Below are 26,243 nucleotides of genomic sequence, written 5' to 3'. Positions count from 1 at the left end.
CGCCATCCGGACGCGGTTCGACGTCGTACCTCAGTCGCGCCGCCGGGCCTCGGCGACCACCGTTCGCGCGATGCCGCGCGCGTCGCGCGCTGTCAGCTCGGGCGACCGCAGTCGCATCGCGAGGTAGCCCGACACGATGAGAAGGAGGCGGGCGGCGACCTCTGCCGGCTCATGCAACCCCGCGGCATCCGCGAGGCTCGTGAGCCGCTCGCGGTAGGTTGCCGTCTCGAGATCGAGGACGGCCGCGATCTCCGCCGGTGGGTCGGCGTATTCCGCCGCCGTTCCGAGGAAAGCGCACCACCGTGCGCCCTCCGGACGGGAGCGGAAAGCATCGAGGGCATCGAAGACCGAGAGAAGCGCATCCTCGGGCGATGCCGCCGCCCCGATTGCGGCGTCCCACTCCGCGATCCAGGTCGCGTGCCGACGGCGGAGCGCGGCGGCGAGCAGGGCGTCCTTACTGGCGAATCCGCGGTACAACGTCGCGGGTGATACCCGCGCGGTCTCAAGAATCGCGTCGACAGGAGTGGCCGCGATTCCGCGCGCGAAGAACAGTTCCTCGGCCGCATCGAGGATTTTCGTCTCTGTTCGCTCGCGGATCCCCACGTTCTCATCCTAGACTCGCAAAGTGAAACGTACGTTATCGAAATCTAGGCCGACCCCCGTCATCGCCGCGTGCCTGGCGCTCATCGCCGCGACGTACGGACTCGTGCGCCTTTCTTTCGGGCTGGTCCTTCCCGACGCCCAGCGCGAGCTCGGTTTCGATGCTTCCGTCGGAGGGATGATCGCCGCCGGCGGTTCCGCGATGTACGTGGTCGGCGCACTCGTGGGATTCGCCGCGGCGGCGCGCGTACCGCGCGTGATGATCGTCGCAGCCGCAGCGACCGCGGCTCTCGGGGCCGGCGGCGTCGCTCTCGCGCCGGGAGTCGGCGTCTTCGCGGGCGCAACCGTCCTCGGATCCGCCGGTGCCGGTTTGGCGTCCCCGGCCGTCGTCGCCGTTCTGCGATCTCATCCCGGCACTCGCACGCACCCCCGCGCGCAGATGATTGCCAACTCCGGCACCGGCCCGGGACTGGTCGCGGCCAGCCTGCTCGCGATCGCCCTGCTCCCGGACTGGCGCACGGCGTGGTGGGTCGCCTCGGCGGTCAGCGCTCTCGCGGGAGCTGCCGTCCTCATCTTCACGAGGCGTCTCCGCTCGGGCCGCGAGCGGATGCCGCCGCCGCCGGCATCGTGGTTCGCTCTCCACCGCGCCCCACTCCTTGCCGCCCTGCTCCTCGGCGTCGGCTCCGCCGCGGTGTGGACGTTCGGACGGGTGCTGCTCGTGGACGCGGGGCTCGACGACACCGTCTCCCTACTCGCCTGGACCGCTCTCGGGGTGGGTGGCGCGGCGGTCGTTGCCACGGCGCGGGCGATCTCCCTGTGGTCCGCTCGCCGCGCATGGGCGGTCACAGCGGCCGTCGGCGCCATCGCGACGCTCGCCTTCGCCGGATCGGCGGGATCGGTCGCGGGGGCGATCCTCATGAGTGTGGTCTTCGGCTGGGCGTATACGTCCGCGACGGGCGCCCTGATCGCCTGGACAACCGACATCGACTCCGACCGGGCGGCCTCCGGCACCGCGGTGCTGTTCATCATGTTGGTGATCGGTCAAGGCATCGGCGCTGCGGTGCTGGGGGCTCTCGCGGCGGCGGGCGGAACGGCCGCCGCGTTCGGGGCCGGGGCCCTCGTCTGCGCCCTCGCAGCACTCCCGGCGCTTCGGGGTTTTCGACGTCATGGATGACCGATTCCGCGCGGGCTCGCCGCCTCCGGCGGACAGCGGCGAGGCCGACGCGCCAGCAGCGCGAGCCCAACCCCGCAGACAAAGATGAGGGGCTCCGGGAAACCCGGAGCCCCTCATCTTTCTGTGCGCGAGGGGGGACTTGAACCCCCACGCCCTTGCGGGCACTGGCACCTGAAGCCAGCGCGTCTACCTATTCCGCCACTCGCGCGATTCGTTTCGTGCACGGATGCCGCGCACTCAACTTCCCGAGAATATCACGGCCCTACGCGCCGTATGAACCGTGTTCGACGGCGGCATCCATGACCTGTCCAGGCGTGCTGACTACGATGTGGCTACTGGTCTGCCTGCCCGAAGGAGTCTCGTGGGACTACTCGACAGTTTCGAGAAGGGTCTCGAACGCGCCGTCAACGGTGCGTTCGCGAAGACCTTCCGCAGTGGCATCCAGCCGGTGGAGATCGCCTCCGCGCTGCGGAGCGAGCTCGACAAGAACGCCGTGGTGGTCACGCGTGACCGCATCCTGGCGCCGAACGCGTTCTCGGTGCGCCTCTCCCCCGCCGACGACGAGAGAATGAGCGCGCTCGGCTCGACGCTCGTGTCCGAACTCGACACGCTGGTCAAGAAGCATGCGCGCACGCAGGGCTATTCGTTCGCGGGGCCCGTGACGATCTCGATCGAGCGCGACACCTCGCTGTCGACCGGCACGCTGCGCGTCGAGTCCCGCACCAGCGAGGGCCAGGTGTCGTGGCGCGGCGTCGTCGACATCAACGGAACGCGCCACCCGCTCGTCAAGGCCCGCACGGTCATCGGGCGCGGCAGCGACGCCGACATCACGATCCCCGACGCCGGTACGAGCCGCAAGCACGTCGAGATCCTGTGGGACGGCGAGCGCGCGATGGTGCGCGACCTGGGCTCCACGAACGGCACGACCCTCAACGGCCGCAAGGTCTCGGAGGCCGCGCTTCCGCCCGACTCGAGAATCTCGATCGGTCGCACCGATATCGTCTTCCGTGTGGTCGCTCAGGCGCAGACCGCACGGCGAGCGGCGCCATCCGATGCGACGCAGCTGTTCGACGCTCAGGAGCGGGGGCCCCTGTCATGAGTCCGCTGACTCTTCTCCTTCTGCAGGGCGGGTTCCTCGTTCTGCTGTGGTTCTTCGTCTTCGGTGTCGTGTACTCGCTCCGCGCCGACCTGTTCGGTGTGAAGGTGCGCAAGCTGCCCGAGCCCTCGGCATCCGCTCCCGCTCCGGCGGCCGCGGCACCGACCGCCGGGCCGAACGCGGTGACGACGCAGGTCAAGCGACCCGCAGCCCCCGCGCCGGCCGCCGCGGGTGGCCTCGCGACCACCGCATCGGTCTCCCGCATCGTCATCACGAGCGGTCCGAAGGCGGGGCTGGAGCTCCCGCTCGGCACCGAGCCCCTCACGATCGGCCGGTCCAGCGAGTCGGGCCTCGTCATCCGTGACGACTACACCTCCAGTCATCACGCCCGTCTCGTCCTGTGGGGCGACCAGTGGATGCTGCAAGACCTCGACTCCACCAACGGGACCACGCACGCCGGGGTGCGCGTGGCATCCCCCGTGCAGGTGAAGGTGGGTGCGCCGATCAAGGTGGGCGCGACGACCTTCGAGTTGCGGGAGTAACCCCCCTCCATGGTCTTTCAGGGCTCGAGCGCGGCCATCTCCCACACGGGCAAGGTCCGCTCCAACAACCAGGACTCCGGGTACTCCGGATCCAATCTCTTCGTGGTCGCCGACGGCATGGGCGGTCACGCGGGGGGTGACGTCGCCTCGAGCCTGGCGATCTCGCGTCTGACCGAACTCGACCGGCCCTTCCCCAGCACCACCGAAGCGGAGCATGCCCTGCGGGACGCGCTGGCCGACACCGCGACCGACCTCATCGACACGGTCGCGCGGCGTCCGGAGCTCGCGGGCATGGGCACCACCGTCAGCGCGGTGATCATGGTCGACGACTACGCGGTCATCGGCCACATCGGCGACTCGCGCGTGTACCTGTACCGCGACGACACGCTCACCCAGATCACCACCGACCACACCTTCGTGCAGCGGCTCGTCGACTCGGGACGCATCACGCCCGAAGAGGCGCGGTACCACCCGCGCCGTTCGGTCCTCATGCGCGTCCTCGGCGACATGGACCCCGACCCCGAGGTCGACACGTTCATCATGCCGACGCAGGACGGCGACCGGTGGCTGCTGTGCTCCGACGGCCTCTCCGGCGTCGTCGACGATGCCCACACCGCGAAGGCGCTCGCGCAGGGCATGCCGCCCGCCCGCACCGCGGACGCGCTGCTCAAGCAGGCGCTCGACGGCGGCGCGCCCGACAACGTCACGGTCGTGATCGTCGACGTGGGCGGCCAACACCCCGTGTTCATCGGAACCCCCACGATCGTCGGTTCGGCCTCCAATCCCAGCGGCGTCGTGGTCCCTCCCGTCCGGGCGGCACGGTCGCCGTGGCTGCATTCGGCTCGCCAGGCGGCGAACGAACCGACGCACTTCGAACCCGCCGCCGAGTTCCTCGAGGAGCTCATCGAGGAGGACCGGCGGCGCGCCCGTCGCCGCCGTCTGGGCTGGCTGGCGGCGCTCATCCTCGTCCTCGCCGCGATCGCGGGGGCACTGTTCGCCGGGTACGCCTGGACCCAGACGCGCTACTACGTCGGCGCCGACACCGACACGGTCGTCATCTACCGCGGCGTTCAGCAGTCCCTCGGGCCCATCTCGCTGTCATCCGTCTACGAAGACACCGGCATCGAGCTCTCCGGTCTTTCCGACTTCGACCGACAGACCGTGCAGACCACCGTCTCGGCCGGTTCGCTGGCGGATGCCGAACAGATCGTGGATCGTCTGCGTCCGAAACCGGAGGCCACCGGATGACCGACCAGAAACTGACTCGTACCGGCGAGGTGTCCACCGACACTGCGGTGATGCGCGCGCTGAAGAAGATCCGCACGCCCGCCAAGCAACGCAACCGCGAGCTCGGTCTGCTGCTGTTCGCGATCGCGGTCTACGGCTCGGCGATCGTGCTGGTCCAGCTCGGCGTCAATGGCGCGGTGGAGTGGGGCTACCTGCTGCTCGCAGGCGTCCCCGCTCTCCTCGCCCTGATCACGCACGTCGTCCTGCGACTGCGCGCTCGCGATGCCGACCCGTTCGTCCTTCCCATCGCCACCGTCCTCACGGGCATCGGCATCGCGATGATCTACCGGATCGACCTCGCGGTGGGGTTGAACGGGTGGGATGCCACGGCCATCCGCCAGATCGCCTGGGCAGCCATCGCGCTGGTCGCCGCCCTGCTCGTGGTGATCTTCGTCCGCAACTACCGCGTGCTGTTCCGGTACACGTACCTGTCGGGGCTGATCGGCATCCTGCTGCTCCTCCTGCCGTTCGTCCCGGGCCTGGGGACCGAGCAGAACGCCGACGTCTGGGTCTCGCTCGGCTTCGTGTCGTTCCAGCCCGGCGAGCTCGCCAAGATCGCCCTCGCGATCTTCTTCGCCGGCTACCTGGTTCGCACCCGCGAGAGCCTGACGTCCACCGGTACGCGGTTCCTCTTCATGACGTGGCCGCGCGCCCGGGAGCTGGGCCCGCTCCTCATCATCTGGCTCGTCTCGCTCGGCATCATCGTGCTGCAGCGCGACCTCGGTACGGGTCTGCTCATCTTCGGAATGTTCGTCGCGATGCTCTACGTCGCCACGGGCAAGACGAGCTGGGTGCTGATCGGTGTGATCCTCGCCGCGACCGGGGCGTTCCTCGCATCCCGCGTTCTCCCGTACGTGAACGGCCGCTTCACGAACTGGCTCGACGCGTTCAACCCCGCCGTCGTCGACGCCGACGGCGGAAGCTACCAGCTGACGCAGGGCATCTTCGGTCTCGCGCACGGCGGCCTCTTCGGCACCGGTCTCGGTCAGGGCCGTCCGTACATCACGCCCCTGTCGCAGAGCGACTACATCGTCCCGAGCATCGGCGAAGAGCTCGGCCTGGTCGGACTCTTCGCGATCCTCGCGCTGTACATGGTGTTCGCGAGCCGCGGCATCCGCGTCGGACTGGCCGGTCAGGACGACTTCGGCAAGCTCTTGGCCACCGGCTTCTCGTTCACGATCGCCCTGCAGGTGTTCATCATGGTCGGCGGCGTGACACGGGTCATCCCGCTGACCGGTCTCACCACGCCGTTCCTCGCGGCCGGTGGGTCCTCGCTCGTCGCGAACTGGATCATCGTCGCCTTCCTGCTGCGCATCTCCGATGCCGTGCGAAGCCGCCCGCGGGTGGTGATCGGCTGATGAACACGCCCGCACCCACCCGCAGCCGCACCCCGGAGGAGGCACCGTGACCAAAGAGCTCCGACGCCTCAGCATCGTCATGCTGGCGATGTTCCTCGCGCTGTTCGTCTCCACCAGCGTCATCCAGGTGGGCCAGGCCGCCAACCTCGCGAACACCCCCGGCAACCGCCGGGCGCTCTACGACTCGTACGAGATCCAGCGCGGGTCCATCATCGCCAGCGGCACCGCCATCGCCTCATCGGTCCCCTCCGGCGACGTCTACAGCTGGCAGCGCGAGTACACGGATGCCGCCATGTGGGCACCGGTGACCGGCTATATGAACCCGGTGCTCGACGCGAAGACCCGGATCGAGTCGGCTGAGAACGCCGTGCTCAGCGGTTCGGACGAGAACCAGTTCTTCTCGCGCATCGATCGCGCCGTGACGGGCCAGGTGCCCCGGGGATCCAACGTCGAACTCTCGCTGGATGCCAACGTGCAGCGCGCCGCATGGGACGCGCTCGGCGACCAGCAGGGCGCCGTCGTCGCGATCGAACCCTCGACGGGCCGCATCCTCGCCATGGTGTCCAAGCCCAGCTTCGACACCAACACGCTCGCCTCGCACGACCCGGATGCGGTGAACGCCGCGTACGACCAGCTGGCCGCGGATCCGTCGCAGCCCCTGATCAATCGCGCGATCGAGGGCGACCTCAACCCGCCCGGCTCGACGTTCAAGCTGGTCGTGGCCTCGGCCGCCCTGGCATCCGGTCGCTACACGCCCGACTCATCGTTCCCGAACGTCGCGTCGTACACGCTGCCCCAGTCCTCGAGCGTCGTCAGCAACGCCGGAGGCGGCACGTGCGGCGGCGGCGACACCGTGACGATCGCCACGGCCCTGCGCCTGAGCTGCAACATCCCGATGGCGGAGCTGGCCGTCGAGCTGGGAGACGACGCGATCCGCGCGGAGGCCGAGAAGTACGGCTTCAACACCTCGTTCTCGCTGACGCCGTCGTCGACGTCGTTCACCTCGACACCCTCGACCTACCCCTCGAACCTGGACGCACCGCAGACGGCGCTGAGCGGCTTCGGACAGGGACAGGTGCGGGCGACGCCGCTGCAGATGGCGATGGTCTCGGCCGGCATCGCGAACGACGGCGTGGTGATGAACCCGCGAATGATCGACCGGGTGATCGGAACCGACCTGTCGGTTCGCGATGAGGGCGCGAACAGCGAATTCGGTCGTGCGCTGGAGTCGAATGTCGCGGCCCAGATGGTCACCATGATGAAGGCGAACGTCCAGGACGGCGCGGCGTCGAATGCAAGAATAGACGGGGTCGACGTGGCGGGTAAGACCGGCACGGCAGAGAACGACACTCGTCCCTACACTCTCTGGTTCACCGGTTTCGCCCCGGCGGACGACCCGAAGGTCGCTGTCGCTGTTGTGGTGGAGAACGGCGGCGGCCAGGGGCAGAACGGGAGCGGCAACGAGATCGCCGCCCCGATAGCGAAGAAGGTCATGGAGGCGGTGCTGGGCAAATGAGACCGACGCAAGGAGTGACCTTCGGAGGACGCTACGAGCTGGATTCGCGGATCGCGATCGGCGGAATGGGCGAGGTCTGGGAAGCGACAGACCACGTCATCGGGCGTACCGTCGCGATCAAGATCCTCAAAGACGAGTACATGGGCGACCCCGGGTTCCTCGAGCGCTTCCGCGCCGAGGCCCGCCACGCCGCACTCGTCAACCACGAGGGCATCGCGAGCGTGTTCGACTACGGCGAAGAGGACGGCAGCGCCTTCCTCGTGATGGAGCTCGTCCCGGGCGAGGCGCTCTCGACGATCCTCGAGCGCGAGGGATCCTTGTCGACCGACAAGACCCTCGACATCGTGGCGCAGACGGCCGCGGCCCTGCAGGCCGCGCACGCCGCCGGCCTCGTGCACCGCGACATCAAGCCGGGCAACCTCCTCATCACGCCCGACGGTCGCGTGAAGATCACCGACTTCGGCATCGCCCGCATCGCCGACCAGGTGCCGCTCACCGCGACCGGCCAGGTCATGGGCACGGTGCAGTACCTCTCCCCCGAGCAGGCGTCCGGCCACCCGGCATCCCCCGCGACCGACATCTACTCGCTCGGCATCGTCGCGTACGAGTGCCTGGCGGGCAAGCGCCCCTTCACGGGCGAGTCGCAGGTCGCGATCGCGATGGCGCAGATCAACGAGCAGCCCGCTCCGCTGCCGCCGACGGTGGCCGTGCCGGTGCAGAACCTCGTGATGGCGATGATCGCGAAGAAGCCCGACGACCGTCCGGCCTCGGCCGCGGCCGTCTCGCGCGCGGCGACCGCGCTGCGTCGTGGCGACCTCGCCGCCGCCGCCGGCGCCGTGCCCGCGATCGCCGCGGGTGTCGCGGTCGCCGACGAGGCGACGCAGCTGCTCACCGCGGGGCAGACCTCCGCGGCGACGCGTCTGCTTCCCGCCCCCGCCGCGACGTCGCTCCTCGCCGAGGAGCACACCGAGTCGGATGCGCGCCCGCAGAGGAAGCGCAGTCCGTGGACGTGGCCGCTGGTCGCCCTGATCCTGCTCCTCCTGCTCGTCCTCGGCGGCACTCTCTTCGCCGTGCTCAGCAATCAGAGCGCCCCCGAGCCCGCGCCGACCAGCGCTGGTCCGAGTTCGGCCACGCCGTCCCAGAGCGCCAGTCCTTCGGCGTCGCCGTCCCAGACCTCGCAGCTCGTCGACGTCAATTCGCTCGGGCTTCCGGGCAAGTCGTGCGATGAGGCCAGCACCATCCTGAGCAACAACAATCTCGGTGCCAACTGCGAGACCGGCAACGCCGCGACCAGCCCCGAACAGGTCGGCACGGTCGACACGGTCACCCCCACCGGTCGCGTCCCCGCGGGCACGATCATCACGCTGCGCGTGTTCGGGGAAGAGACGCCCCTGCCGACGCCGGCCACCCCCACGCTGCAGCCGGCCCAGGCCACGGCCGGGGGCACCGTCGAGGTCTCCTGGCAGCAGTACACCTGCCCCTCGGGCACGGGGAACGTCACGTCGTACAACTTCACCGCGACGCGCGGCACGTTCGACAACGGGCAGTCCACGTCGTCGTTCCCGCCGGACTCCCGCAGCGCTCAGCTTCAGGTGAGCAACTCGCCCGGCCAGACGCTCCAGGTGACCTACACGGTGAGCTGCTCGGGCACGAACCGGACGGCCGGTCCTTCGGGCGAGGCATCGGCCCAGATCGCGGGGGAGAACACCCCGTCACCGAGCCCCAGCGCCAGCCGCTGACCCGCAGATCCCGATCCCCCACCACGCCAGGAGTTCCCCCGTGACCACTGAGACGCGCGTCCTCTCCGGACGCTACCGCGTCGACGACCTCATCGGTCGCGGCGGTATGGCCAGCGTCTACCGCGGCTACGATCAGACGCTCGGGCGCACGGTGGCGATCAAGATCCTCAAGGCCGACCTCGCCAGCGACGCCGCGTTCCGCACGCGGTTCCGTCTCGAGGCACAGGCGGCTTCCCGCATGGCGCACCCGACGATCGTCCGGGTGTTCGACGCCGGCGAGGATGTCGAGGTCGGCGCGGACGGGATCGAACGGCCCGTGCCGTACATCGTGATGGAACTCGTCCACGGACGACTCCTGAAAGACGTCATCGCGGCCGGTCCCGTCCCCCTCGACGACGCGCTGCGCTACGCCGACGGCATCCTGGAGGCGCTGGAGTACTCCCACCGCGCCGGTGTCGTGCACCGCGACATCAAGCCCGGCAACGTCATGATCACCGACACCGGCCGCGTCAAGGTGATGGACTTCGGTATCGCACGGGCCGTCTCGGACTCGTCGTCGACCGTCGCGGAGACGACGGCCATCGTGGGGACGGCGGCGTACTTCTCACCGGAGCAGGCCAAGGGCGAGTCGGTGGACGCCCGCGCCGACCTGTACTCCACCGGTGTCGTGTTGTACGAACTCCTGACGGGCCGTCCGCCGTTCCGGGGCGAGACCCCGGTGGCCGTGGCCTACCAGCACGTCAGCGAAGCACCGCTGCCGCCGAGCGAGATCAACGACGCCGTTCCGCGTGCGCTCGACGCCGTGGTGCTCCGTGCTCTCGCCAAGGATCCTTTCCAGCGCCCGCAGGACGCCGCCGGGTTCCGTGAAGACTTGGATGCCACGGTCGAGGGCAAGGAGCCCACGAAGCGTCAGATGTCGGCGCTGTCGAACGAACTGTACGGACCGAACCCGCGTCAGGCGGCTGAGACGGCGCGTTCGCTGCGCCAGCTGAGCACGGACACGACGATGCGGCGTACGCAGCCCGGACCACCGGTGGCCTGGATCTGGGCGGGTGTCGCCGTCCTGGCCGTCCTGCTCGTCTCCGTGCTGCTGTGGGTGATTCAGATCCAGCCGTCGTCCACGGTGCCCTCCGTCGGACGCACCGTTCCCAGCGTCGTCGACATGACGTACGACCAAGCCGTGGAGGCGCTGACGGAGCAAGACCTCACCGCCAAGCGGGTCGACATCGCTGATCCCGCGGTCCCGGAGGGCAACGTCGTCCGCACGACGCCGAGCGCCGAGACGTCGGTCGCCGCGGGCCAAGAGGTGACGGTCTACGTCTCGACGGGCGCCGACACGGCAAAGGTTCCGATCCTCGAGGGCATCAACGAATCCGAGGCTCGCACCGCGCTCGAATCGGCAGGCCTCTCGCTCGGCCTCGTGCAGCGGAAGCCCGACCCGGCCCTGGCCGCCGGGGTCGTCATCTCGGCGAGCGTGGCTTCCGGGACGGAGGTCGCCAAGGGCACCACCGTGAACTTGGTGGTCGCCAGCGGCACGGTCGTCATCGTGAACTACGAGGGCTACCCCGTCGATGTCGCTCAGCGCGAGTTGGAAGCCACCGACAAGCAGCTGACCGTGCGTACGCAGGAAGACCCCGGGTGCCCGGCCGCGACGCCTTCCCTGGTGAAGACCCAGTCCCTCTCGCCCGGCGAGGTCCCCATCCACAGCGAGATCACGCTGACCTACTGCAGCGGTTCCTGATCCCGCCGCGGCTGCAGGCGGCGGCCCGTGTCCGCCGCGCCGCGAAGTCCGGCATCCTCGAGCCACGCACCGAGGAGGGCGTGGCCGTGTTCGGTCAGGATGCTCTCCGGGTGGAACTGGACGCCGACGAGGGGTGACGTGCGATGCGCGAGCCCCATGATGACGCCGGACTCGCTGGTCGCGGTCACCGTGAGCTCATCGGGTACGGATCCTGCGTCCACGGCGAGCGAGTGGTACCGCGTGGCCGCGAAGCCGTCGGGGAGGTCGGCGAAGATCCCCCGGCCGTCGTGGTGGATGCGACTGGTGATCCCGTGCAGGAGCTCAGGGGCCCGGACGACCTGCCCGCCGAACGCGACGGCGAGCGCCTGATGGCCGAGACACACGCCGAGCAGCGGGATGCCGGCCGCGTGGGCCGCATGGACCACCCCGACCGAAGCGCCGGCGTCGAGCGGATGGCCGGGGCCGGGCGAGATGAGGATCGCATCGGCGTCGGCGACAGTGGCCTCGATGTCGAGCTCTCGCGCCGCGTGCGTCGTCACGCGGGCACCCAGGTCGGTGAGGTACCCGGCCAGGGTGTGGACGAAGCTGTCGCGGTTGTCGACGACGACCACGCGGAAGCTCACTCGACCGTTACCTCCTGTGGATAAAGGATGTCGCTCGCCCACGGGAAGACGTAGAAGAAGAGCCCGTAGAGCACCGCCGCGGCGAGCACGAGGACGATGAGGAGGCGGACCCACCAGGGGCCGGGCAGAACGCGCCAGAGAGCGGCGTACATCAGGCGGCTCCAGAGGTCAGGGACGCGGGCGGTCCGTCCGCGCGCGCGGTGAACGATTCGAAGACTCCGTACGCGATGGCGCGCTCGGCGGAACCGTACCGGGGGCTGCACGTGGTCATCGTGATCACCTTGTCGGTGGCCTGGACCTCGGGCTGCTGCGGCACGGGGAGCAGAACCTGCACGCCGTCGGGGCGGACGTACTCGAGGTTGCGGAAGCGGTAGGTGTACCAGCCGTCGGGCGTCTCGACGATGACGGCGTCGCCGATGCGGAGGGACGGCAGGTCCGCGAAGGGCGCTCCGTGACTGCCACGGTGCCCGGCGATGGCGAAGTTCCCCTCCTGGCCGGGCATCGCGGTGTCGGGGTAGTGCCCGATCCCGATCGGATCGAGCGTGACCGACGCGCTGACCCCACCGGCGAGCTTGAACTGGTAATCGGGACCGAGGCGCGGGATGCGAAGGACGCCGAAAACCTCGCCGTTCCCAGGCTGTGCAAGGGCGGGGGGCTCGGCGGGGCTCGGCGCCGTCGGGTCCGCGGACGCGCTCGGTGCCGCCGGTGCGGCCGCCCACTCGTCTGTCAGGGCGCCTGCTTCGCTCTTGAACTGGGCACCGATGATGGCATCGCCGATCCACAGCTGCCACCCGACGAAGAGAAGCACCACGACACCGGCAGTGAGGAGCAGATCGCCCAGGACCGCGAGCACCGTGACCCGGCGACCACGCGGCGGACGCCGACGTGACGCGCGTCGCGTGAGGGGCGGCTCGACCGTGGACACCTGCCGAGTCTAGTTCCGTAGGGTCATCGTGACCTGGCCGTTAGACTGACCCGCATGGCACGTACTGGCAACGGCGAAGACCCGATCGCTGAGCGCAACGACAACGGTTCCACGCCCAATCCGGTGTGGTTCCTCCCGATCATGATCGGTCTCATGCTCGTCGGCTTGGTATGGGTTCTCGTCTTCTACTTGAGCAACTCCCAGTTCCCTGTGCCGGGCATCGGCGCGTGGAATCTCGTCATCGGTTTCGGAATCGCCTTCGTCGGCTTCTTGATGACCACGCGCTGGCGCTGATCTCGACGGACTTACACCCGTGTAATTCATCCCCAGCTGTGGATGAGCCTGTGGATAACTTCAGTAGTAGAACACGGCGGGGATGACGAGAAGCGCGAAAAGCCCGACGGTGACAAGGACGAGCAGTCCGATCTGGACGGGACGTTGGCGGGTCAGCCGAGTGCGCGCGTAGATCACGCCGACGAGCGCGCCGACGACGAGGCCGCCCAGGTGCGCTTGCCAGGAGACGCCCACGTTGGCGAGCGCCGCGCCGAAATCGCCGGTGGTCAACGACGAGATGAAGGCCACCACGAACGGCCAGGCGAAGTTGATGCCGATGAGCACCGCGATGACGCGGATATCGGCGCCGATGTGCCGCCCGATGACCAGCAGTGCGCCGAACAGAGCGAAGATCGCGCCGGAGGCACCCACGACGACGGTCGTCGGGGCCAGGAGCGCGACGGCGACCGATCCGCCGAGGGCGCCGAGCACGTACAGCACCACGAACCGCCACCGACCGAGGAGCGGCTCGAGGTTGCGACCGATGAACCACAGCGCCAGCATGTTGAGGCCGATGTGGAAGAACCCGGAGTGGACGAGAGCGGCGGTGAAGAGCCGCCAGGGCTCGATCGGTCCGAACTGCGGGACGAGGTACGGCGGGTAGAAGGCCAGGGCGTTGCCGATGATGCCACCGACGCCCGGGATGAGCCCGATGACGTAGGCGAGGCCGGTGATCGCGATGATCGTCAACGTCGCAACGGGGCGACCGCTCGCGACGATCGCCGCCGGCGCCGAACGCGACCAGCGCCGCTTCGCCTTCTTCTGCGCGGGCGTCTCCGTGGCCCTCTGTTGGGCCATGCACTCGGGGCAGATGACGCCGACGGCGGCGGGTGTACGACATTCCGGACATACCGTGCGAAGACACCGCTGGCAGAGCACGAAGCTCTGCCGGTCCGGATGCCGGTAGCAGAAGTTGTCGCTGTTGCGACGGAACTCCTCAGTCGTTGACACCCGCCGCCGCCGAAGGTCAGGCGGCGACGACGTCGACCGACTCGAGCACGACGGGCTCGACGGGACGGTCACCGGCGGCGGTGGGAACCTTGCTGATCGCGTCGACGACCTTCTTCGAGGCGTCGTCGGCGACCTCGCCGAAGATCGTGTGCTTGCCCTGCAGCCACGGGGTCGGGTCGGTCGTGATGAAGAACTGCGACCCGTTGGTGCCCTCGGGCTGTCCGGTGATGGCGTTCCGGCGGAGACCGGCGTTGGCCATGGCCAGCTTGTAGGGAGCGGAGAAGTCCAGCTCGGGGTGGATCTCGTCGTTGAACGTGTAGCCGGGGCCGCCGACGCCCTGACCGAGCGGGTCGCCGCCCTGGATCATGAAGCCGGGGATGATGCGGTGGAACACGACGTTCGAGTAGAGAGGACCCTCGCCCTTGGCGCCCGTGGCCGGGTTGGTCCATTCCTGCGTGCCGTCGGCGAGGCCGACGAAGTTCCGGACGGTCCGGGGAGCGTGGTCTCCGAACAGGTTGACGACGATGTCGCCGTGGTTGGTGTGAAGGGTCGCGACGGCGGTGTGGGAAGCCATGGGTACATTCTCTCAGAGTTATCTGCAAGGGTCGGCGGACGGACAGCCCCGTTCTGGCAAGATGAGGGGCGTACATCCCATCGACAGGGAGGATGAAGCCGTGGGCCTCAGCCGCAAGAGCAAGAAGGAACTGCGCAAGCTCCAGAAGCACGCCGCAAAGGTGTGGGAGTCTCAGCAGGTGCTGCTGGGCGAGAGTGGAAAGGTTGCCCGCGAAGCAGGCCGCCAGCTCGGCCGCTTCAGCCGCGAAGACCTCGTTCCCACCGTTCACGACGGGTACGACAAGTACGCCGCGCCGTACGTCGACAAGAGCGTCTCCTACGCCAACCGTTTCCTCAGCCACAAGCTGGTCCCGGCGGCCGGTGCCGTCGTCGGCGGGGCATTGTCGGTGTGGGATGCCGCGGGCGACACGCGTGACCGCCTGGCCAAGGGTCGCGGTTTCGAACTCGACACGCACAAGTACGCCAAGCGTGCCGAGAAGTACGGCAAGAAGGCCAGCAAGCGCCTCGCCGCCAAGCTTCCCAAGCAGAACGACGGCATCGGTGCCGGTGGCGTCATCGCCATCCTCCTCGGCGTCGCCGCCGCCGTCGGCGTCGCGTACGCCGCATGGCAGACGCTGCGTGCCGATGACGAGCTGTGGGTGGCAGACGACCCGCTGCGCGCTCCCGACGCGTGAGCGACCCCACCAGCAGAGTAAGAGAGGCCGCGCTCCAGCGCGGCCTCTCTGTCGATGTACGCGAACGACCGGCCGCCAAATCTCTCGACGAGGCAGCCGCATTGCTCGGCATCCATCAGGACGACATCGTCAAGACGCTCGTCGTGAAGCGATCCGACGACACTTTCCTGTTCGCCCTCGTACCGGGTGACAAGGTCATCTCGTGGCCGAAGCTGCGCGCCCTCGTCGGCGTCAACAAGCTGCGCCTGCCGGAGCCCGAGGTCGCCCTCGCCGCGACGGGATACGAGCGCGGCACCATCGTCCCGATCGGGAGCACGCACGACTGGCCCGTCTACGCCGACGAGAGCATCGTCGGCCGGCGCATCGCGATGGGTGCCGGAGCCCACGGGCACAGCCTGTTCGTGGATGCCGACGATCTGATCCGTGCCTACGGAGCCACCGTCGCCGACATCACGGCACCCCGCGGCTGACGGCTACAGCTTCGCCATCCGGAAGGCGACGTCGACGAGCTGCACCCGCCGCAGGCGCCGCGCCGCCGGCAATGTGAACCACGCCGCGCGGTCGGTCGACCCGTCGACCTCGTAGCGCAGGCGCCCACCGACGATGTGCGCCCGGTACACGATCCGCAGGGCGTGGAGCGGACCCTGGGCGTCCTCGGATAGCCGTGACTCCGCCGGGATCACGCGCGAATGGATGCCGAGGAGATCGTCGACAGCGACCCGGAAGCCGGTCTCCTCGCGGACCTCGCGGCGCACAGCGCGCTCCGGGTCTTCCCCGTCCTCGAGGCCGCCGCCCGGCAGCGTCCATGCCGCCTTTCGACCGTCGACCCAGTGCGCGAGCAGGACGCGATCGTCGGCGTCCGTGATGACGGCGTACGCGGCGACTCGCATGTCCATTGCGATCACTGTATCCGCGCCGGTGACGACGCGCGCGGCGATCGGGAGGAGCCTGCGAGGGTGATGTTGTGGAGCCTAGGAGATTCGAACTCCTGACATCCTGCTTGCAAAGCAGGCGCTCTACCAACTGAGCTAAGGCCCCGGGAAGGGAACGGGTGGGGCTACCAGGACTTGAACCTGGGACCTCTTCATTATCAGTGAAGCGCTCTAACCGCCTGAGCTATAGCCCCGTCTTGCTGACGCATCGTGGTCAACCTCGAAGACTTTACCTGAATCCCGAGGTTTTTCCGAATCGGTGTCAGTTCGAGGTGAAGCCTACGAGCAGGCCGCCCGTGACCTTGACCGCGAGGTTGTAGATGCCGGCGACCACCGCGCCCATCACGGTCACGACGACGAGATTGAGGATCGCGACGATGGCGGCGAAAGCCATCACCTGGGGCAGACCCACGTACTGCGAGAGCGTCGCGCTCCCGTCGGTGAAGCTCGCGAAGAACTCGTCGGCCTTGCCGATGAGACCGGTCGCGCTCACCACGAGATACACCAGGAAGTACGACACCACCGTGACGATGGCAATGGCGACGGCCGCCAGGAACGACAGCTTCACGGCCGACCAGAAGTCGACGTACACGAGCCGGAGACGTACCTGCTTCGCAGGGGTCTTGTGCGTCGACTTCTTGGCGAGTTTGTCGGCTACCGTGCTCATGCGTCAGTACTTTCCTCGGGGGTCTCGGACGAGGCGGTCTCGGCGGCGTCGGGCGCGGCCGGATCGGGGGTCGTCTCCGTCGTCTCGGTCAGGTTTCGCTCGCTGTTCCGGGCGATTGCGATGATGCGATCATCGCCTCCGGCGCGGGCGAACACGACACCCATCGTGTCGCGACCCTTGGCAGGCACCTCGGCCACGGAGGAGCGTACCACCTTGCCGCTGGCAAGAACCACAAGGACCTCGTCGCCCTCGGACACCATCAAACCGCCGGCCAAGACGCCGCGATCGTCCGTCAGACGGGCCACCTTGATGCCCAGCCCGCCCCGGTTCTGCATCCGGTATTCGGTGACCGAAGTGCGCTTGGCGTATCCGCCTTCGGTGACGATGAACACGTACTCATCGTCCTTGGCGACGGATGCCGAGAGCAGGCTGTCGCCCGCACGGAACTCCATGCCCTTCACGCCCGACGTCGAGCGTCCCATCGGGCGCAGAGCGCTGTCCGTCGCGGAGAAGCGCAACGACATGCCCAGGCGGCTGATGAGGAGGATGTCGTCGCCCTCGTCGACCAGCAGGGCGCTGACGAGCTCATCGGCGGTGCCCGGTTCGGCCTCGTCGCCGTCGTCGGACGCCTGACCGCGGAGCTTGATCGCGATGACGCCGCCCTGGCGGTTGGTGTCGTACTCGGTCAGACGGGTCTTCTTCACGAGTCCGGCACGCGTCGCGAGCACGAGGTACGTCGCGACGTTGTAGTCGCGGATGTCGAGGATCTGGGCGATCTCTTCGTCGGGCTGCAGCGCGAGGAGGTTCGCCACGTGCTGGCCCTTGGCATCCCGGCCGGCCTCGGGAACCTCGTACGCCTTGGAGCGGTACACGCGTCCCTTGTTCGTGAAGAACAGGAGCCAGTGGTGGGTCGTGGTGACGAAGAAGTGCTCGACCACGTCATCGGCGCGGAGCTGTGCGCCCTTCACGCCCTTGCCGCCGCGGTGCTGCGAGCGGTAGTTGTCGCTGCGGGTGCGCTTGATGTAGCCGTCGCGCGTGACGGTGACGACCATCTCTTCTTCGGCGATGAGGTCTTCGACCGACACGTCGCCGTCGAATCCGTGCAGGATCTCGGTACGGCGGTCGTCGCCGAAACGGTCCACGATCGCGGTGAGCTCGTCACGGATGATGGTGCGCTGGCGCGCCGGGGTCGCGAGGATGTCGTTGTAGTCCGCGATGCGGGCCTCGAGCTCCTGCGCCTCGTCGACGATCTTCTGCCGCTCGAGCGCCGCGAGGCGGCGCAGCTGCATGTCGAGGATCGCCTGCGCCTGGATGTCGTCGATGTCGAGGAGCTTCTGGAGGCCCTCGTTGGCATCCTGGGCCGTCGGAGACCGACGGATGAGCGCGATGACCTCGTCCAGCGCGTCGAGCGCCTTGAGGTAGCCGCGCAGGATGTGCATGCGCTCCTCGGCCTTGCGCAGGCGGTAGCGCGTGCGCCGGACGATGACCTCGACCTGGTGATCGATCCAGAGGCTGATGAACCCGTCGAGCGAGAGCGTGCGGGGCACGCCGTCGACGATCGCGAGCATGTTCGCGCCGAAGTTCTCCTGCAGCTGCGTGTGCTTGTACAGGTTGTTCAGGACGACCTTGGCGACCGCGTCGCGCTTCAGCACGATGACCAGGCGCTGACCGGTACGGCCCGACGTCTCGTCGCGAATGTCGGCGATCCCGGTGATCTTGCCCTCGCGGGCGAGGTCACCGATCTTGACCGCGACGTTGTCGGGGTTGACCTGGTACGGCAGTTCGGTGATCACGAGGCACGTGCGGCCCTGGATCTCCTCGATGTTGACGACCGCCCGCATCGTGATCGACCCGCGGCCGGTGCGGTAGGCGTCCTTGATGCCACGGGTGCCGAGGATCTGCGCGCGCGTCGGGAAGTCGGGCCCGGGGATGCGCTCCATAAGGGCTTCGAGCAGTTCTTCACGGGTGGCATCCGGGTTCTCCAGAGCCCACAAAGCACCGGCGGACACCTCGCGCAGGTTGTGCGGGGGGATGTTGGTCGCCATGCCGACGGCGATACCGACCGAACCGTTGACGAGCAGGTTCGGGAAGCGGGCCGGAAGAACCGTCGGTTCCTGCGTCTGACCGTCGTAGTTGTCCTCGAAGTTGACGGTCTCTTCCTCGATGTCGCGCACCATCTCGAGCGCGAGGGGAGCCATCTTCGTCTCGGTGTACCGGGGCGCGGCTGCACCCTGGTTTCCGGGCGAACCGAAGTTGCCCTGGCCGAGGGCCAGCGGGTACCGCAGCGACCACGGCTGCACCAGGCGCACGAGAGCGTCGTAGATCGGAGCGTCGCCGTGCGGGTGGTAGTGCCCCATGACCTCGCCGACGACGCGGGCGCACTTCGAGAACGACTTGTCGGGGCGGAAGCCGCCGTCGTACATGCCGTAGATCACGCGGCGGTGGACGGGCTTCAACCCGTCGCGCACGTCGGGCAGGGCGCGCCCGACGATGACGCTCATGGCGTAGTCGAGGTAGCTCCGCTGCATCTCGAGCTGGAGGTCGACCTGGTCGATCTTGCCGTGGTTGTGAAGGGGCTCTGCGGGCCCGTCGGCGGGCTCGGGAGTGATGTCGTCAGCCATGGAATCTCAGTTTCGTATCGAGTCGACCGGTTCAGATGTCGAGGAAGCGGACGTCTTTTGCGTTGCGCTGGATGAAGCTGCGGCGCGACTCGACGTCCTCACCCATGAGCACCGAGAAGATCTCGTCGGCCGCGGCCGCGTCGTCAATCGTGACCTGCCGGAGCGTGCGGGTCTCGGGATCCATCGTGGTCTCCCAGAGCTCGTGATCGTTCATCTCACCCAGACCCTTGTAGCGCTGGATGCCGTTGTCCTTGGGGATGCGGCGCCCGGCGGCCTGCCCCTCGACGAGCAGGGCATCCCGCTCGCGGTCGCTGTAGGCGTACTCGTGCGGGTGGTTCGACCACTTCAAGCGGTACAGCGGCGGCTGCGCGAGGTAGACGTAGCCCGCCTCGATGAGTCCGCGCATGTAGCGGAAGAGGAGCGTGAGCAGCAGCGTCGTGATGTGCTGGCCGTCGACGTCGGCATCCGCCATCAGGACGATCTTGTGGTACCGCGCCTTGGCCATGTCGAAGTCTTCGCCGATGCCCGTGCCGAAGGCCTGGATCATCGCCTGGACTTCCTTGTTGCCGAGCGCCCGGTCGAGGCGCGCACGCTCGACGTTGAGGATCTTGCCGCGCAGCGCCAGGATCGCCTGGGTGTGGGGGTCGCGTCCCTGCACCGCCGAGCCGCCGGCCGAGTCCCCCTCGACGAGGAAGATCTCGCTGATCGAGGGGTCTTTCGACGTGCAGTCCTTCAGCTTGTCGGGCATGGCGGCCGACTCGAAGACGCTTTTACGACGTGCGGTCTCGCGCGCTTTGCGGGCAGCCAGACGCGCGGTCGCGGCGTCGATCGCCTTCCGGATGACGTTCTTCGCCTGCGCGGGGTTGCGGTCGAACCAGTCGCCCAACTTGTCGCCGACGACCTTCTGCACGTAGGCACGCGCCTCGGTGTTGCCGAGCTTGGTCTTCGTCTGACCCTCGAACTGCGGCTCAGAGAGCTTCACGGAGATGACGGCGGTGAGACCCTCACGGATGTCTTCACCGGTGAGGTTGTCGTCCTTCTCCTTCAGGAGGTTGTTCGCGCGCGCGTAGCGGTTGACGAGCGTCGTCAGCGCCGCACGGAATCCCTCCTCGTGCGTGCCGCCCTCGTGGGTGTTGATGGTGTTCGCGAACGTGAAGACGTTCTCGGTGTACGCCGTCGTCCACTGCATGGCGAGCTCGAGCGCGATGTTGCGATCGGTGTCTTCCGACTCGACCTCGATGATGTCCTCGTTGACCACGTCGGCCTTGCGGACGCGGTTGAGGTGCTCCACGTAGTCGACCAGGCCGCGCTCGTACAGGAAGCTGTCGTGGCGGCCCTGCGTGGTCTCTTCGCCCGGCTCACCCTCGGTCACGACGGCCTGCGGGCGCTCGTCGCGCAGGCTGATGCGCAGCCCCTTGTTCAGGAACGCCATCTGCTGGAAGCGGGTGCGAAGGGTGTCGTAGTCGAAATCGACGGTGTCGAAGATCGTGGCATCCGGCCAGAACGTGATCGACGTCCCGGTCTCTTCGGTCTCTTCGCCCTTCGCGAGCGGGGCCAACGGCACGCCGCCGTCGCGGAACGACTGGCGCCACGCGTGTCCCTGGCGCTTCACCTCGACCTCGAGGCGCGTGGAGAGGGCGTTGACGACAGAGGACCCCACGCCGTGCAGACCACCGGAGACCGCGTACCCGCCGCCGCCGAACTTGCCGCCAGCGTGGAGGACGGTCAGGACGACCTCGACGGTCGACTTGCCCTCGGTGCGGTGCATATCGACCGGGATGCCACGGCCGTTGTCGATCACGCGGACGGCACCGTCGGTAAGGATGGTGACGTCGATCAGATCGCAGTGGCCGGCGAGGGCCTCGTCGACGGAGTTGTCGACGATCTCTTGGACGAGGTGGTGCAGGCCGCGCTCACCGGTCGAGCCGATGTACATGCCGGGACGCTTGCGAACGGCCTCGAGCCCCTCGAGCACCTGGATGGCGTCTGCCCCGTACTCGTTCGAAACCTTCGTGCTGGCCTTTTCGGGTTCCTCGGAAACGGTGTCGGGGTTTTCGGACGTCATGACTTCGCGAGCTCCAGATCGATTCGTCGGAATCTCCATCTTACCGCGCGAGGCCTCGTAAAGCGGTGTGTACGCCCCTAGGAGGGGAGAAATCGCACCGGACCAGTCCGGACCATGGCCTAACCGTAGGTATCGCGCGGACCGCGGCCTGGAACGGCTCTCGTCCCCCATTTCCAGGAGGGGACGTCCGGCCCGATGAAGCGGATCGACTCGACCCCCGCTTCCGGAAACCGTCGGATGATCTCCGACAGGATGTGCGCGCGCATCAACTGCAGCTGCTTCGCCCACGCCGTGGAGTCGGCCTGCACCGTCAACATCCCCGCGTCGAGGGCCACGGGGCGAGTGTGCGCGGCGGTGTCGGCGCCGGCGACGTCGTGCCACGTGCGGACGAGGTCTTCGCGGGCCAGCTGCGGTTCCCAGCCCGCTGATCTCGTCAGGGTCGAGAGCACGTCGCCGAGTCCGCGAGGGTCACGGCCGGCGGTGAATGGAGCGTTGTCGTCGTCGCCACCGCGACGGCGACGCTTCTTCTTCCGATACGGGGACGGTTCCAGGCCACGCAGCCGCAGATAGGTGGCGATCGTCTCGGGGAGATCGGGCTCGTCACTCATCGGCATCCTTGATCTGGCCGGCCTCGACCCGGACGACGTGCGCGCGGAGTCCGTCGGGCACATCTTCTTCGACGGCGGAGGTCACGATCACCTGTTCGTAGCCGGCGGCGAGTTCGGCCAGACGAGTGCGACGACCGGCGTCGAGCTCGGCGAACACGTCGTCGAGGATGAGCACCGGATCGCCGAGGCGCGACTCGGCCCGGAGGAGCTCAGCGGATGCCAGGCGCAGGGCGAGCGCGACCGACCACGATTCGCCGTGCGAGGCGTATCCCTTGACGGGGAGTCCGCGCACTTCGAGCACGAGATCGTCACGGTGCGGACCGACGAGCGTCAGCCCGCGTTCCAGCTCCATCGACCGGCGCGCAGCGAGAGCGGAGCGGAACTGCTCGGCGAGCGAATCCGTCGTTCCCGTCTCGGCGGCTGCGTCGCCCTCCTCGGGGTCTCCACCGACCACCGACAGCGCCCAACGCAGCCGGGGGTCGTGGTCGGCGCCCGCGATCGCGGTGTACGCCTCGGCCACGGGCGTGGACAGATCGGATGCCAACGCCAGTCGCGCCTCGATCACCTCTGTCCCGAGCGACACGAGCTTGTCGTCCCACACGTCGAGCGTCCCGAGGGCGTCACCGCGGACACCGCGGGCGCGCGCCGATTTCAGCAGCGCCGTCCGCTGGCGCAGCACGCGGTCGTAGTCGGCGAGAACCCCCGCGAGCCGCGGGGCGCGCTGGACGATCAGCTGATCGGCGAAGCGTCGCCGCGCCGACGGGTCGCCGCGCACGATCTGGAGATCCTCCGGTGCGAACAGGACGACCTGTGCGTAACGGGGAAGCTCGGCGGTGCGGACATTGACACCGTTGACCCGCGCCTTGTTGGAACCCTGGCGGTTGAGCTGCAGCTCGAGGAGGACGCTGCGGTCGCCGTGCGCGAGCCGCGCGCGGACGATCGCGGCATCCGCCCCGTCACGCACCATCGGGGCGTCGCTGGAGACGCGGTGCGAACCGAGCGTGGCGAGGTAGGCGACGGCCTCGACGAGATTGGTCTTGCCCTGACCATTGCGGCCGACGAAAAGGTTGGCGCCCGCGGAGAGAGAGACGTCGGCGGCCGCGTAATTGCGGAAGTCCGTTAGTCCGAGCTGCTCCACGATCACCGGGTCAGACTACCCGCCGGCTCAGACATCCGACGGGTCGGCGGCCGGTCAGCGAAGCAGCAGGTTGGGCTGCAGCAGGTACTTGAACGAACCCTCGCCGCCCTTGTCGACCGAGGTCTGCGGGGTGATCAGCACGGGGCTGAGCTTGTTCGCGTTGTCGCTCGAGGTGAACGTGATCCGCGTGAACTCGCTGCGGACCGCGCCGAGGGATTCGAGCAGGTACTGCGGGTTCAGACCGAGGGTCACCTCGTCGCCGACGAGCGTCGCGTCGACGGACTCGGTCGCGCGCGCCTGCTCGGTGCCCGAGGCATCCATCGACACCCCGTCCGGCCCGAACGTGAACCGCAGCGGCGCGGAGCGGTCGAGCACCAGCGCGACGCGACGGACGGCCTCGGCGAGCTCGGCCGTGTTGACGACGCTGTGGTGCTCGGTCTGAGCGGGGAAGAGCCGGCGCACGGGCGGGAAGTTGCCCTTGATGAGCAGCGAGGTCACGGTCTTGTTGCCCGAGGAGAACGCGATGATCTCGCGGTCGCCCGAGCCGGAGAACGCGATCGAAATGTCTCCGCCGTGCGCGAAGGTCTTGCCGACCTCCTGCAGGGTGCGCGCCGGCACGAGAGCAGCCGTGGGCTCGTCGGATGCCGCAGCGCCGCCGTCCCAGGGGATCTCGCGCAGCGCGACGCGGTAGCGGTCCGTGGCGACGAGGCTCAGCTGCGTGCCGGTGACCTCGAGCTGCACGCCGGTGAGGACAGGGGTGACGTCGTCGCGCGACGCGGCGAAGGCGACCTGGGCGATCGCGGTCGCGAAGTCGTCGGCCGGGACGAGTCCCGACTCGCCGGTGACCTCCGGGATGGCCGGGTACTCCTGCACCGGCATGGATGCCAGCGTGAATCGGGCGGAGCCGCACGTCAGGAGGATGCCGCCATCGTCGTCGACCGTGATCTGAATGGGGGCGTTCGGGAGGCGGCTGGCGATATCCGACAGCAGACGGCCGTGGACCAGGATCGTGCCCGGCTCATCGACGGTGGCTTCGATGGTCGTCCGTGCCGACGCCTCGTAGTCGAAGGCGCCGAGGGTCAGCCCTTGCTCGCCGGCCTCGATCAGGACACCAGCAAGGATCGGCTGGGGGTTGCGCTGCGGCAGGAGCTTGACCACGAACGAAACGGCTTCGCTGAAGACATCGCGATTGACGTGAAACTTCACGGGCGCTCCCTTGACGGCGGTATGGCTTTCCCATGCTAGTGCCCGGCTGCGTGACCACACGTCGACCCGCGATCGCTCCCCCAAGGTCATCGGATCTCTGTTAACTCATTAATGGGTCTTCATCTTCTTAACAGCTGTGGAGACTGTGGATAACTCGAGGGATGCGTGTTAACAGAAGGGAACTACACGCGTGTGATCTGTGGACGGGTTGCGGAGAGGGTGGGCAGTTAACAGGAGTGCGTGGTCGTGGGTTCTTCGCTCCCTCCACAGGCGTACGCGTGTCGTTCACATGTCCTCCGCAGAGATTCCGAGTTATCCACAGGTTTTCCACACTGTGTAGAACCGGGTGAAGACATCTCCGTGAGAGACGTCTCGTGCCCCGTCGGGGCCCGAAAACAGCGAAGGGTCCGCCCGCAGACGCGGACGAACCCCTGGCCTCAGGTGGGCACTCAGCGCATGCGGCCGAGCTGGGTGGTGATCTCCGAGACCTGGTTGTAGATCGACCGGCGTTCCTTCATCAGGTCGCTGATCTTCTTGTAGGCGTACATGACGGTCGTGTGATCGCGGTTGCCGAACAGCTGTCCGATCTTCGGCAACGACAGACTCGTCCGTTCGCGGCAGAGATACATGGCGATCTGACGCGCCGTCGCCACGGCCTGTGATCGGCTCGACCCGTAGAGATCGTCGACCGAGAGTTTGAAGTACTGAGCCGTCGCCGTGATGATGTCGGTCGGCGACACGACGTTCGCGTCGTCTTGATCGATGATGTCGCGCAGAACGGTCTGGGCCAACGACATGTCGAGGGTCGAGCGGTTCAGACTCGCGAACGCGGAGACGCGGATCAGCGCACCCTCCAGTTCGCGGATGTTCGACGAGACGACCGTCGCGATGTACTCGAGCACGTCGTCGGGGATGAGAAGCCGTTCGCTCTGCGCCTTCTTGCGGAGGATCGCGATACGCGTCTCGAGGTCGGGCGCCTGCACGTCCGTGATCAGACCCCACTCGAAGCGGCTTCGCATGCGGTCCTCGAAGCCGGTGAGCTGCTTCGGCGGCAGGTCGCTGGTGATCACGACCTGCTTGTCGTGGTCGTGCAGCGTGTTGAACGTGTGGAAGAAGGCCTCTTGCGTCTCGGCGCGCCCCTGCAGGAACTGGATGTCGTCGATGAGCAGGATGTCGACGTCGCGGTAGCGCGCCTGGAATGCGGAGCCGCGGTTGTTCGCGATCGAGTTGATGAAGTCGTTCGTGAACTCTTCGCTCGAGACGTATCGGACACGGATGCCGGCGTACATGCTCGCGGCGTAGTCGCCGATCGCGTGGAGGAGGTGGGTCTTGCCGAGTCCCGAGTCTCCGTAGATGAAGAGCGGGTTGTACGCCTTCGCGGGCGCTTCGGCGACGGCGACCGCCGCCGCGTGCGCGAAGCGGTTGGACTGGCCGATGACGAAGTTATCGAAGGTGTACTTCGGGTTCAGGCGAGTGTCGTTGCGGGATGCCGGGACGATCGGGTCAGGGGCCTGTTCCGACATCGGCGAGTGGGTGCTCGTGGTCTGCGACGACGTGGGTCGGTCCTCGGCGGGCGGTGCCGATCGGTGCGACTCGATCAGGTCGGGGTTGACGACGACGCGGAAGTTGCTGACCTCGGGATCGACTCCCTGTACCTGTGTGAGGGCCTCCAGGATGGGCGCCCGCATGCGCTTGTTCATCTGGGCGGCGGTCAGGTCGTTGGGCACGTCGAGGTAGAGCGTTCCCCCCATGACTCCCTGCGGGACGGCTAGGTTGAGGAACCCGTGAAGCTGGGGGGTGACCCGGTCGTCGGTGAGGAGGTGGTCGAGCACGGCGGACCAGACGGGAACATCCGGTACTTGGTGCAGTGACAT

At 68.0% G+C, this 26,243-nt stretch carries 24 protein-coding genes, 3 tRNA genes and 1 pseudogene; 11 read left to right on the top strand and 17 right to left on the bottom strand.

What is annotated here, in order from left to right:
- Positions 1 to 30: 30 nt before the first annotated feature.
- The gene (locus AC3WLZ_RS00140; RefSeq protein WP_492468548.1) at positions 31 to 603 is read right to left on the bottom strand and encodes a TetR/AcrR family transcriptional regulator; all 573 of its coding nucleotides are present in this window, start codon (positions 601 to 603) and stop codon (positions 31 to 33) included.
- A 22-nt stretch (positions 604 to 625) separates the two neighbouring features.
- Between AC3WLZ_RS00140 and AC3WLZ_RS00135 the strand changes: the two genes are divergently transcribed.
- Positions 626 to 1,774 carry an MFS transporter gene (locus AC3WLZ_RS00135; RefSeq protein WP_492468547.1) on the top strand — a complete coding sequence of 383 codons (1,149 nt, stop codon included), beginning with the start codon at positions 626 to 628 and terminating at the stop codon, positions 1,772 to 1,774.
- Positions 1,775 to 1,898: 124 nt separating this feature from the next.
- Here the strand turns inward: AC3WLZ_RS00135 and AC3WLZ_RS00130 are convergent.
- Positions 1,899 to 1,982 (bottom strand) — tRNA-Leu (locus AC3WLZ_RS00130).
- A gap of 153 nt (positions 1,983 to 2,135) precedes the next feature.
- On the opposite strand from AC3WLZ_RS00130, the gene AC3WLZ_RS00125 reads away from it, so the two are divergent.
- Genes AC3WLZ_RS00125 through pknB form a run of 7 tightly spaced genes read left to right on the top strand, consistent with a single transcriptional unit; the run spans position 2,136 to position 11,053 of the window.
- Entirely contained in the window at positions 2,136 to 2,873 is a 738-nt protein-coding gene (locus AC3WLZ_RS00125) for an FHA domain-containing protein (RefSeq protein ID WP_412923123.1), read from the top strand.
- Positions 2,870 to 3,412 (top strand): FHA domain-containing protein FhaB/FipA, encoded by a 543-nt coding sequence (locus tag AC3WLZ_RS00120; protein WP_492468546.1) that lies wholly within the window; start codon positions 2,870 to 2,872, stop codon positions 3,410 to 3,412. The genes AC3WLZ_RS00125 and AC3WLZ_RS00120 overlap by 4 nt, the downstream gene beginning before the upstream one ends.
- A 9-nt stretch (positions 3,413 to 3,421) precedes the next feature.
- Positions 3,422 to 4,660: a Stp1/IreP family PP2C-type Ser/Thr phosphatase gene (locus AC3WLZ_RS00115; RefSeq protein WP_412923121.1), complete on the top strand. Its 1,239-nt coding sequence runs from the start codon at positions 3,422 to 3,424 to the stop codon at positions 4,658 to 4,660.
- Complete coding sequence (locus AC3WLZ_RS00110) at positions 4,657 to 6,057, top strand: FtsW/RodA/SpoVE family cell cycle protein (protein WP_412923120.1); 1,401 nt, start codon at positions 4,657 to 4,659, stop codon at positions 6,055 to 6,057. Before AC3WLZ_RS00115 ends, AC3WLZ_RS00110 begins: the two co-directional genes overlap by 4 nt.
- A gap of 46 nt (positions 6,058 to 6,103) precedes the next feature.
- Positions 6,104 to 7,573 carry a peptidoglycan D,D-transpeptidase FtsI family protein gene (locus tag AC3WLZ_RS00105; protein ID WP_412923119.1) on the top strand — a complete coding sequence of 490 codons (1,470 nt, stop codon included), beginning with the start codon at positions 6,104 to 6,106 and terminating at the stop codon, positions 7,571 to 7,573.
- The gene (locus AC3WLZ_RS00100) at positions 7,570 to 9,312 is read left to right on the top strand and encodes a serine/threonine-protein kinase (RefSeq protein ID WP_492468544.1); all 1,743 of its coding nucleotides are present in this window, start codon (positions 7,570 to 7,572) and stop codon (positions 9,310 to 9,312) included. The genes AC3WLZ_RS00105 and AC3WLZ_RS00100 overlap by 4 nt, the downstream gene beginning before the upstream one ends.
- A gap of 40 nt (positions 9,313 to 9,352) precedes the next feature.
- Positions 9,353 to 11,053, top strand: coding sequence for a Stk1 family PASTA domain-containing Ser/Thr kinase (gene pknB, locus AC3WLZ_RS00095; RefSeq protein ID WP_492468543.1), 1,701 nt, complete (start codon positions 9,353 to 9,355; stop codon positions 11,051 to 11,053).
- Here the strand turns inward: pknB and AC3WLZ_RS00090 are convergent.
- The 3 genes from AC3WLZ_RS00090 to AC3WLZ_RS00080 are packed head-to-tail and all read right to left on the bottom strand — an operon-like array spanning position 11,035 to position 12,601.
- The gene (locus AC3WLZ_RS00090) at positions 11,035 to 11,676 is read right to left on the bottom strand and encodes an anthranilate synthase component II (RefSeq protein WP_492468542.1); all 642 of its coding nucleotides are present in this window, start codon (positions 11,674 to 11,676) and stop codon (positions 11,035 to 11,037) included. The two genes, pknB and AC3WLZ_RS00090, sit on opposite strands and share 19 nt — an antisense overlap.
- On the bottom strand, positions 11,673 to 11,828 hold the full coding sequence (locus AC3WLZ_RS00085) for a hypothetical protein (RefSeq protein ID WP_412923115.1): 156 nt from the start codon (positions 11,826 to 11,828) through the stop codon (positions 11,673 to 11,675). The genes AC3WLZ_RS00090 and AC3WLZ_RS00085 overlap by 4 nt, the downstream gene beginning before the upstream one ends.
- Positions 11,828 to 12,601, bottom strand: coding sequence for a class E sortase (locus AC3WLZ_RS00080; protein ID WP_412923114.1), 774 nt, complete (start codon positions 12,599 to 12,601; stop codon positions 11,828 to 11,830). The genes AC3WLZ_RS00085 and AC3WLZ_RS00080 overlap by 1 nt, the downstream gene beginning before the upstream one ends.
- A 54-nt stretch (positions 12,602 to 12,655) precedes the next feature.
- Between AC3WLZ_RS00080 and AC3WLZ_RS00075 the strand changes: the two genes are divergently transcribed.
- Positions 12,656 to 12,895, top strand: coding sequence for a cell division protein CrgA (locus tag AC3WLZ_RS00075; protein ID WP_412923113.1), 240 nt, complete (start codon positions 12,656 to 12,658; stop codon positions 12,893 to 12,895).
- 60 nt (positions 12,896 to 12,955) lie between these two features.
- On the opposite strand, the gene AC3WLZ_RS00070 is transcribed toward AC3WLZ_RS00075, so the two are convergent.
- Together AC3WLZ_RS00070 and AC3WLZ_RS00065 are read right to left on the bottom strand one after the other, a co-directional pair.
- Positions 12,956 to 13,732, bottom strand: a complete 777-nt coding sequence (locus tag AC3WLZ_RS00070) for a rhomboid family intramembrane serine protease (protein WP_492468540.1) — start codon at positions 13,730 to 13,732, stop codon at positions 12,956 to 12,958.
- 169 nt (positions 13,733 to 13,901) lie between these two features.
- The gene (locus AC3WLZ_RS00065; RefSeq protein ID WP_492468539.1) at positions 13,902 to 14,459 is read right to left on the bottom strand and encodes a peptidylprolyl isomerase; all 558 of its coding nucleotides are present in this window, start codon (positions 14,457 to 14,459) and stop codon (positions 13,902 to 13,904) included.
- Between the two features lie 100 nt (positions 14,460 to 14,559).
- Here AC3WLZ_RS00065 and AC3WLZ_RS00060 point away from each other — a divergent pair, with 100 nt between their 5' ends.
- Positions 14,560 to 15,132 carry a DNA helicase gene (locus AC3WLZ_RS00060; protein WP_412923110.1) on the top strand — a complete coding sequence of 191 codons (573 nt, stop codon included), beginning with the start codon at positions 14,560 to 14,562 and terminating at the stop codon, positions 15,130 to 15,132.
- Complete coding sequence (locus tag AC3WLZ_RS00055; protein WP_492468538.1) at positions 15,129 to 15,602, top strand: aminoacyl-tRNA deacylase; 474 nt, start codon at positions 15,129 to 15,131, stop codon at positions 15,600 to 15,602. Before AC3WLZ_RS00060 ends, AC3WLZ_RS00055 begins: the two co-directional genes overlap by 4 nt.
- Positions 15,603 to 15,605: 3 nt before the next feature.
- Here the strand turns inward: AC3WLZ_RS00055 and AC3WLZ_RS00050 are convergent, their stop codons facing one another.
- The 10 genes and pseudogenes from AC3WLZ_RS00050 to dnaA form a co-directional block, all read right to left on the bottom strand.
- Positions 15,606 to 16,028 (bottom strand): NUDIX hydrolase, encoded by a 423-nt coding sequence (locus AC3WLZ_RS00050; RefSeq protein ID WP_412923108.1) that lies wholly within the window; start codon positions 16,026 to 16,028, stop codon positions 15,606 to 15,608.
- A gap of 69 nt (positions 16,029 to 16,097) precedes the next feature.
- Positions 16,098 to 16,170, bottom strand: a tRNA-Ala gene (locus tag AC3WLZ_RS00045).
- A gap of 14 nt (positions 16,171 to 16,184) precedes the next feature.
- A tRNA-Ile gene (locus tag AC3WLZ_RS00040) sits at positions 16,185 to 16,258 on the bottom strand.
- A gap of 68 nt (positions 16,259 to 16,326) precedes the next feature.
- Positions 16,327 to 16,731, bottom strand: coding sequence for a DUF3566 domain-containing protein (locus tag AC3WLZ_RS00035; protein ID WP_412923107.1), 405 nt, complete (start codon positions 16,729 to 16,731; stop codon positions 16,327 to 16,329).
- Positions 16,728 to 19,352 carry a DNA gyrase subunit A gene (gyrA, locus tag AC3WLZ_RS00030; protein WP_412923106.1) on the bottom strand — a complete coding sequence of 875 codons (2,625 nt, stop codon included), beginning with the start codon at positions 19,350 to 19,352 and terminating at the stop codon, positions 16,728 to 16,730. Before gyrA ends, AC3WLZ_RS00035 begins: the two co-directional genes overlap by 4 nt.
- Positions 19,353 to 19,383: 31 nt before the next feature.
- Positions 19,384 to 21,417 carry a DNA topoisomerase (ATP-hydrolyzing) subunit B gene (gyrB, locus tag AC3WLZ_RS00025; RefSeq protein WP_412923105.1) on the bottom strand — a complete coding sequence of 678 codons (2,034 nt, stop codon included), beginning with the start codon at positions 21,415 to 21,417 and terminating at the stop codon, positions 19,384 to 19,386.
- Between the two features lie 119 nt (positions 21,418 to 21,536).
- Complete coding sequence (locus tag AC3WLZ_RS00020; protein WP_412923104.1) at positions 21,537 to 22,025, bottom strand: DciA family protein; 489 nt, start codon at positions 22,023 to 22,025, stop codon at positions 21,537 to 21,539.
- Positions 22,018 to 23,169 (bottom strand): DNA replication/repair protein RecF, encoded by a 1,152-nt coding sequence (gene recF, locus AC3WLZ_RS00015; protein ID WP_492468537.1) that lies wholly within the window; start codon positions 23,167 to 23,169, stop codon positions 22,018 to 22,020. Before recF ends, AC3WLZ_RS00020 begins: the two co-directional genes overlap by 8 nt.
- A gap of 195 nt (positions 23,170 to 23,364) precedes the next feature.
- A pseudogene (gene dnaN / locus AC3WLZ_RS00010) lies at positions 23,365 to 24,459 on the bottom strand (DNA polymerase III subunit beta); the annotation flags it as partial.
- A 359-nt stretch (positions 24,460 to 24,818) separates the two neighbouring features.
- A partial coding sequence (gene dnaA, locus AC3WLZ_RS00005) for a chromosomal replication initiator protein DnaA (protein ID WP_492468536.1) occupies positions 24,819 to 26,243 on the bottom strand: 1,425 nt, incomplete at its 5' end.

The organism is Microbacterium sp. FW305-3-2-15-F-LB2, assembly GCF_058787255.1.
This window is presented reverse-complemented; position numbering and strand designations above follow the sequence as displayed.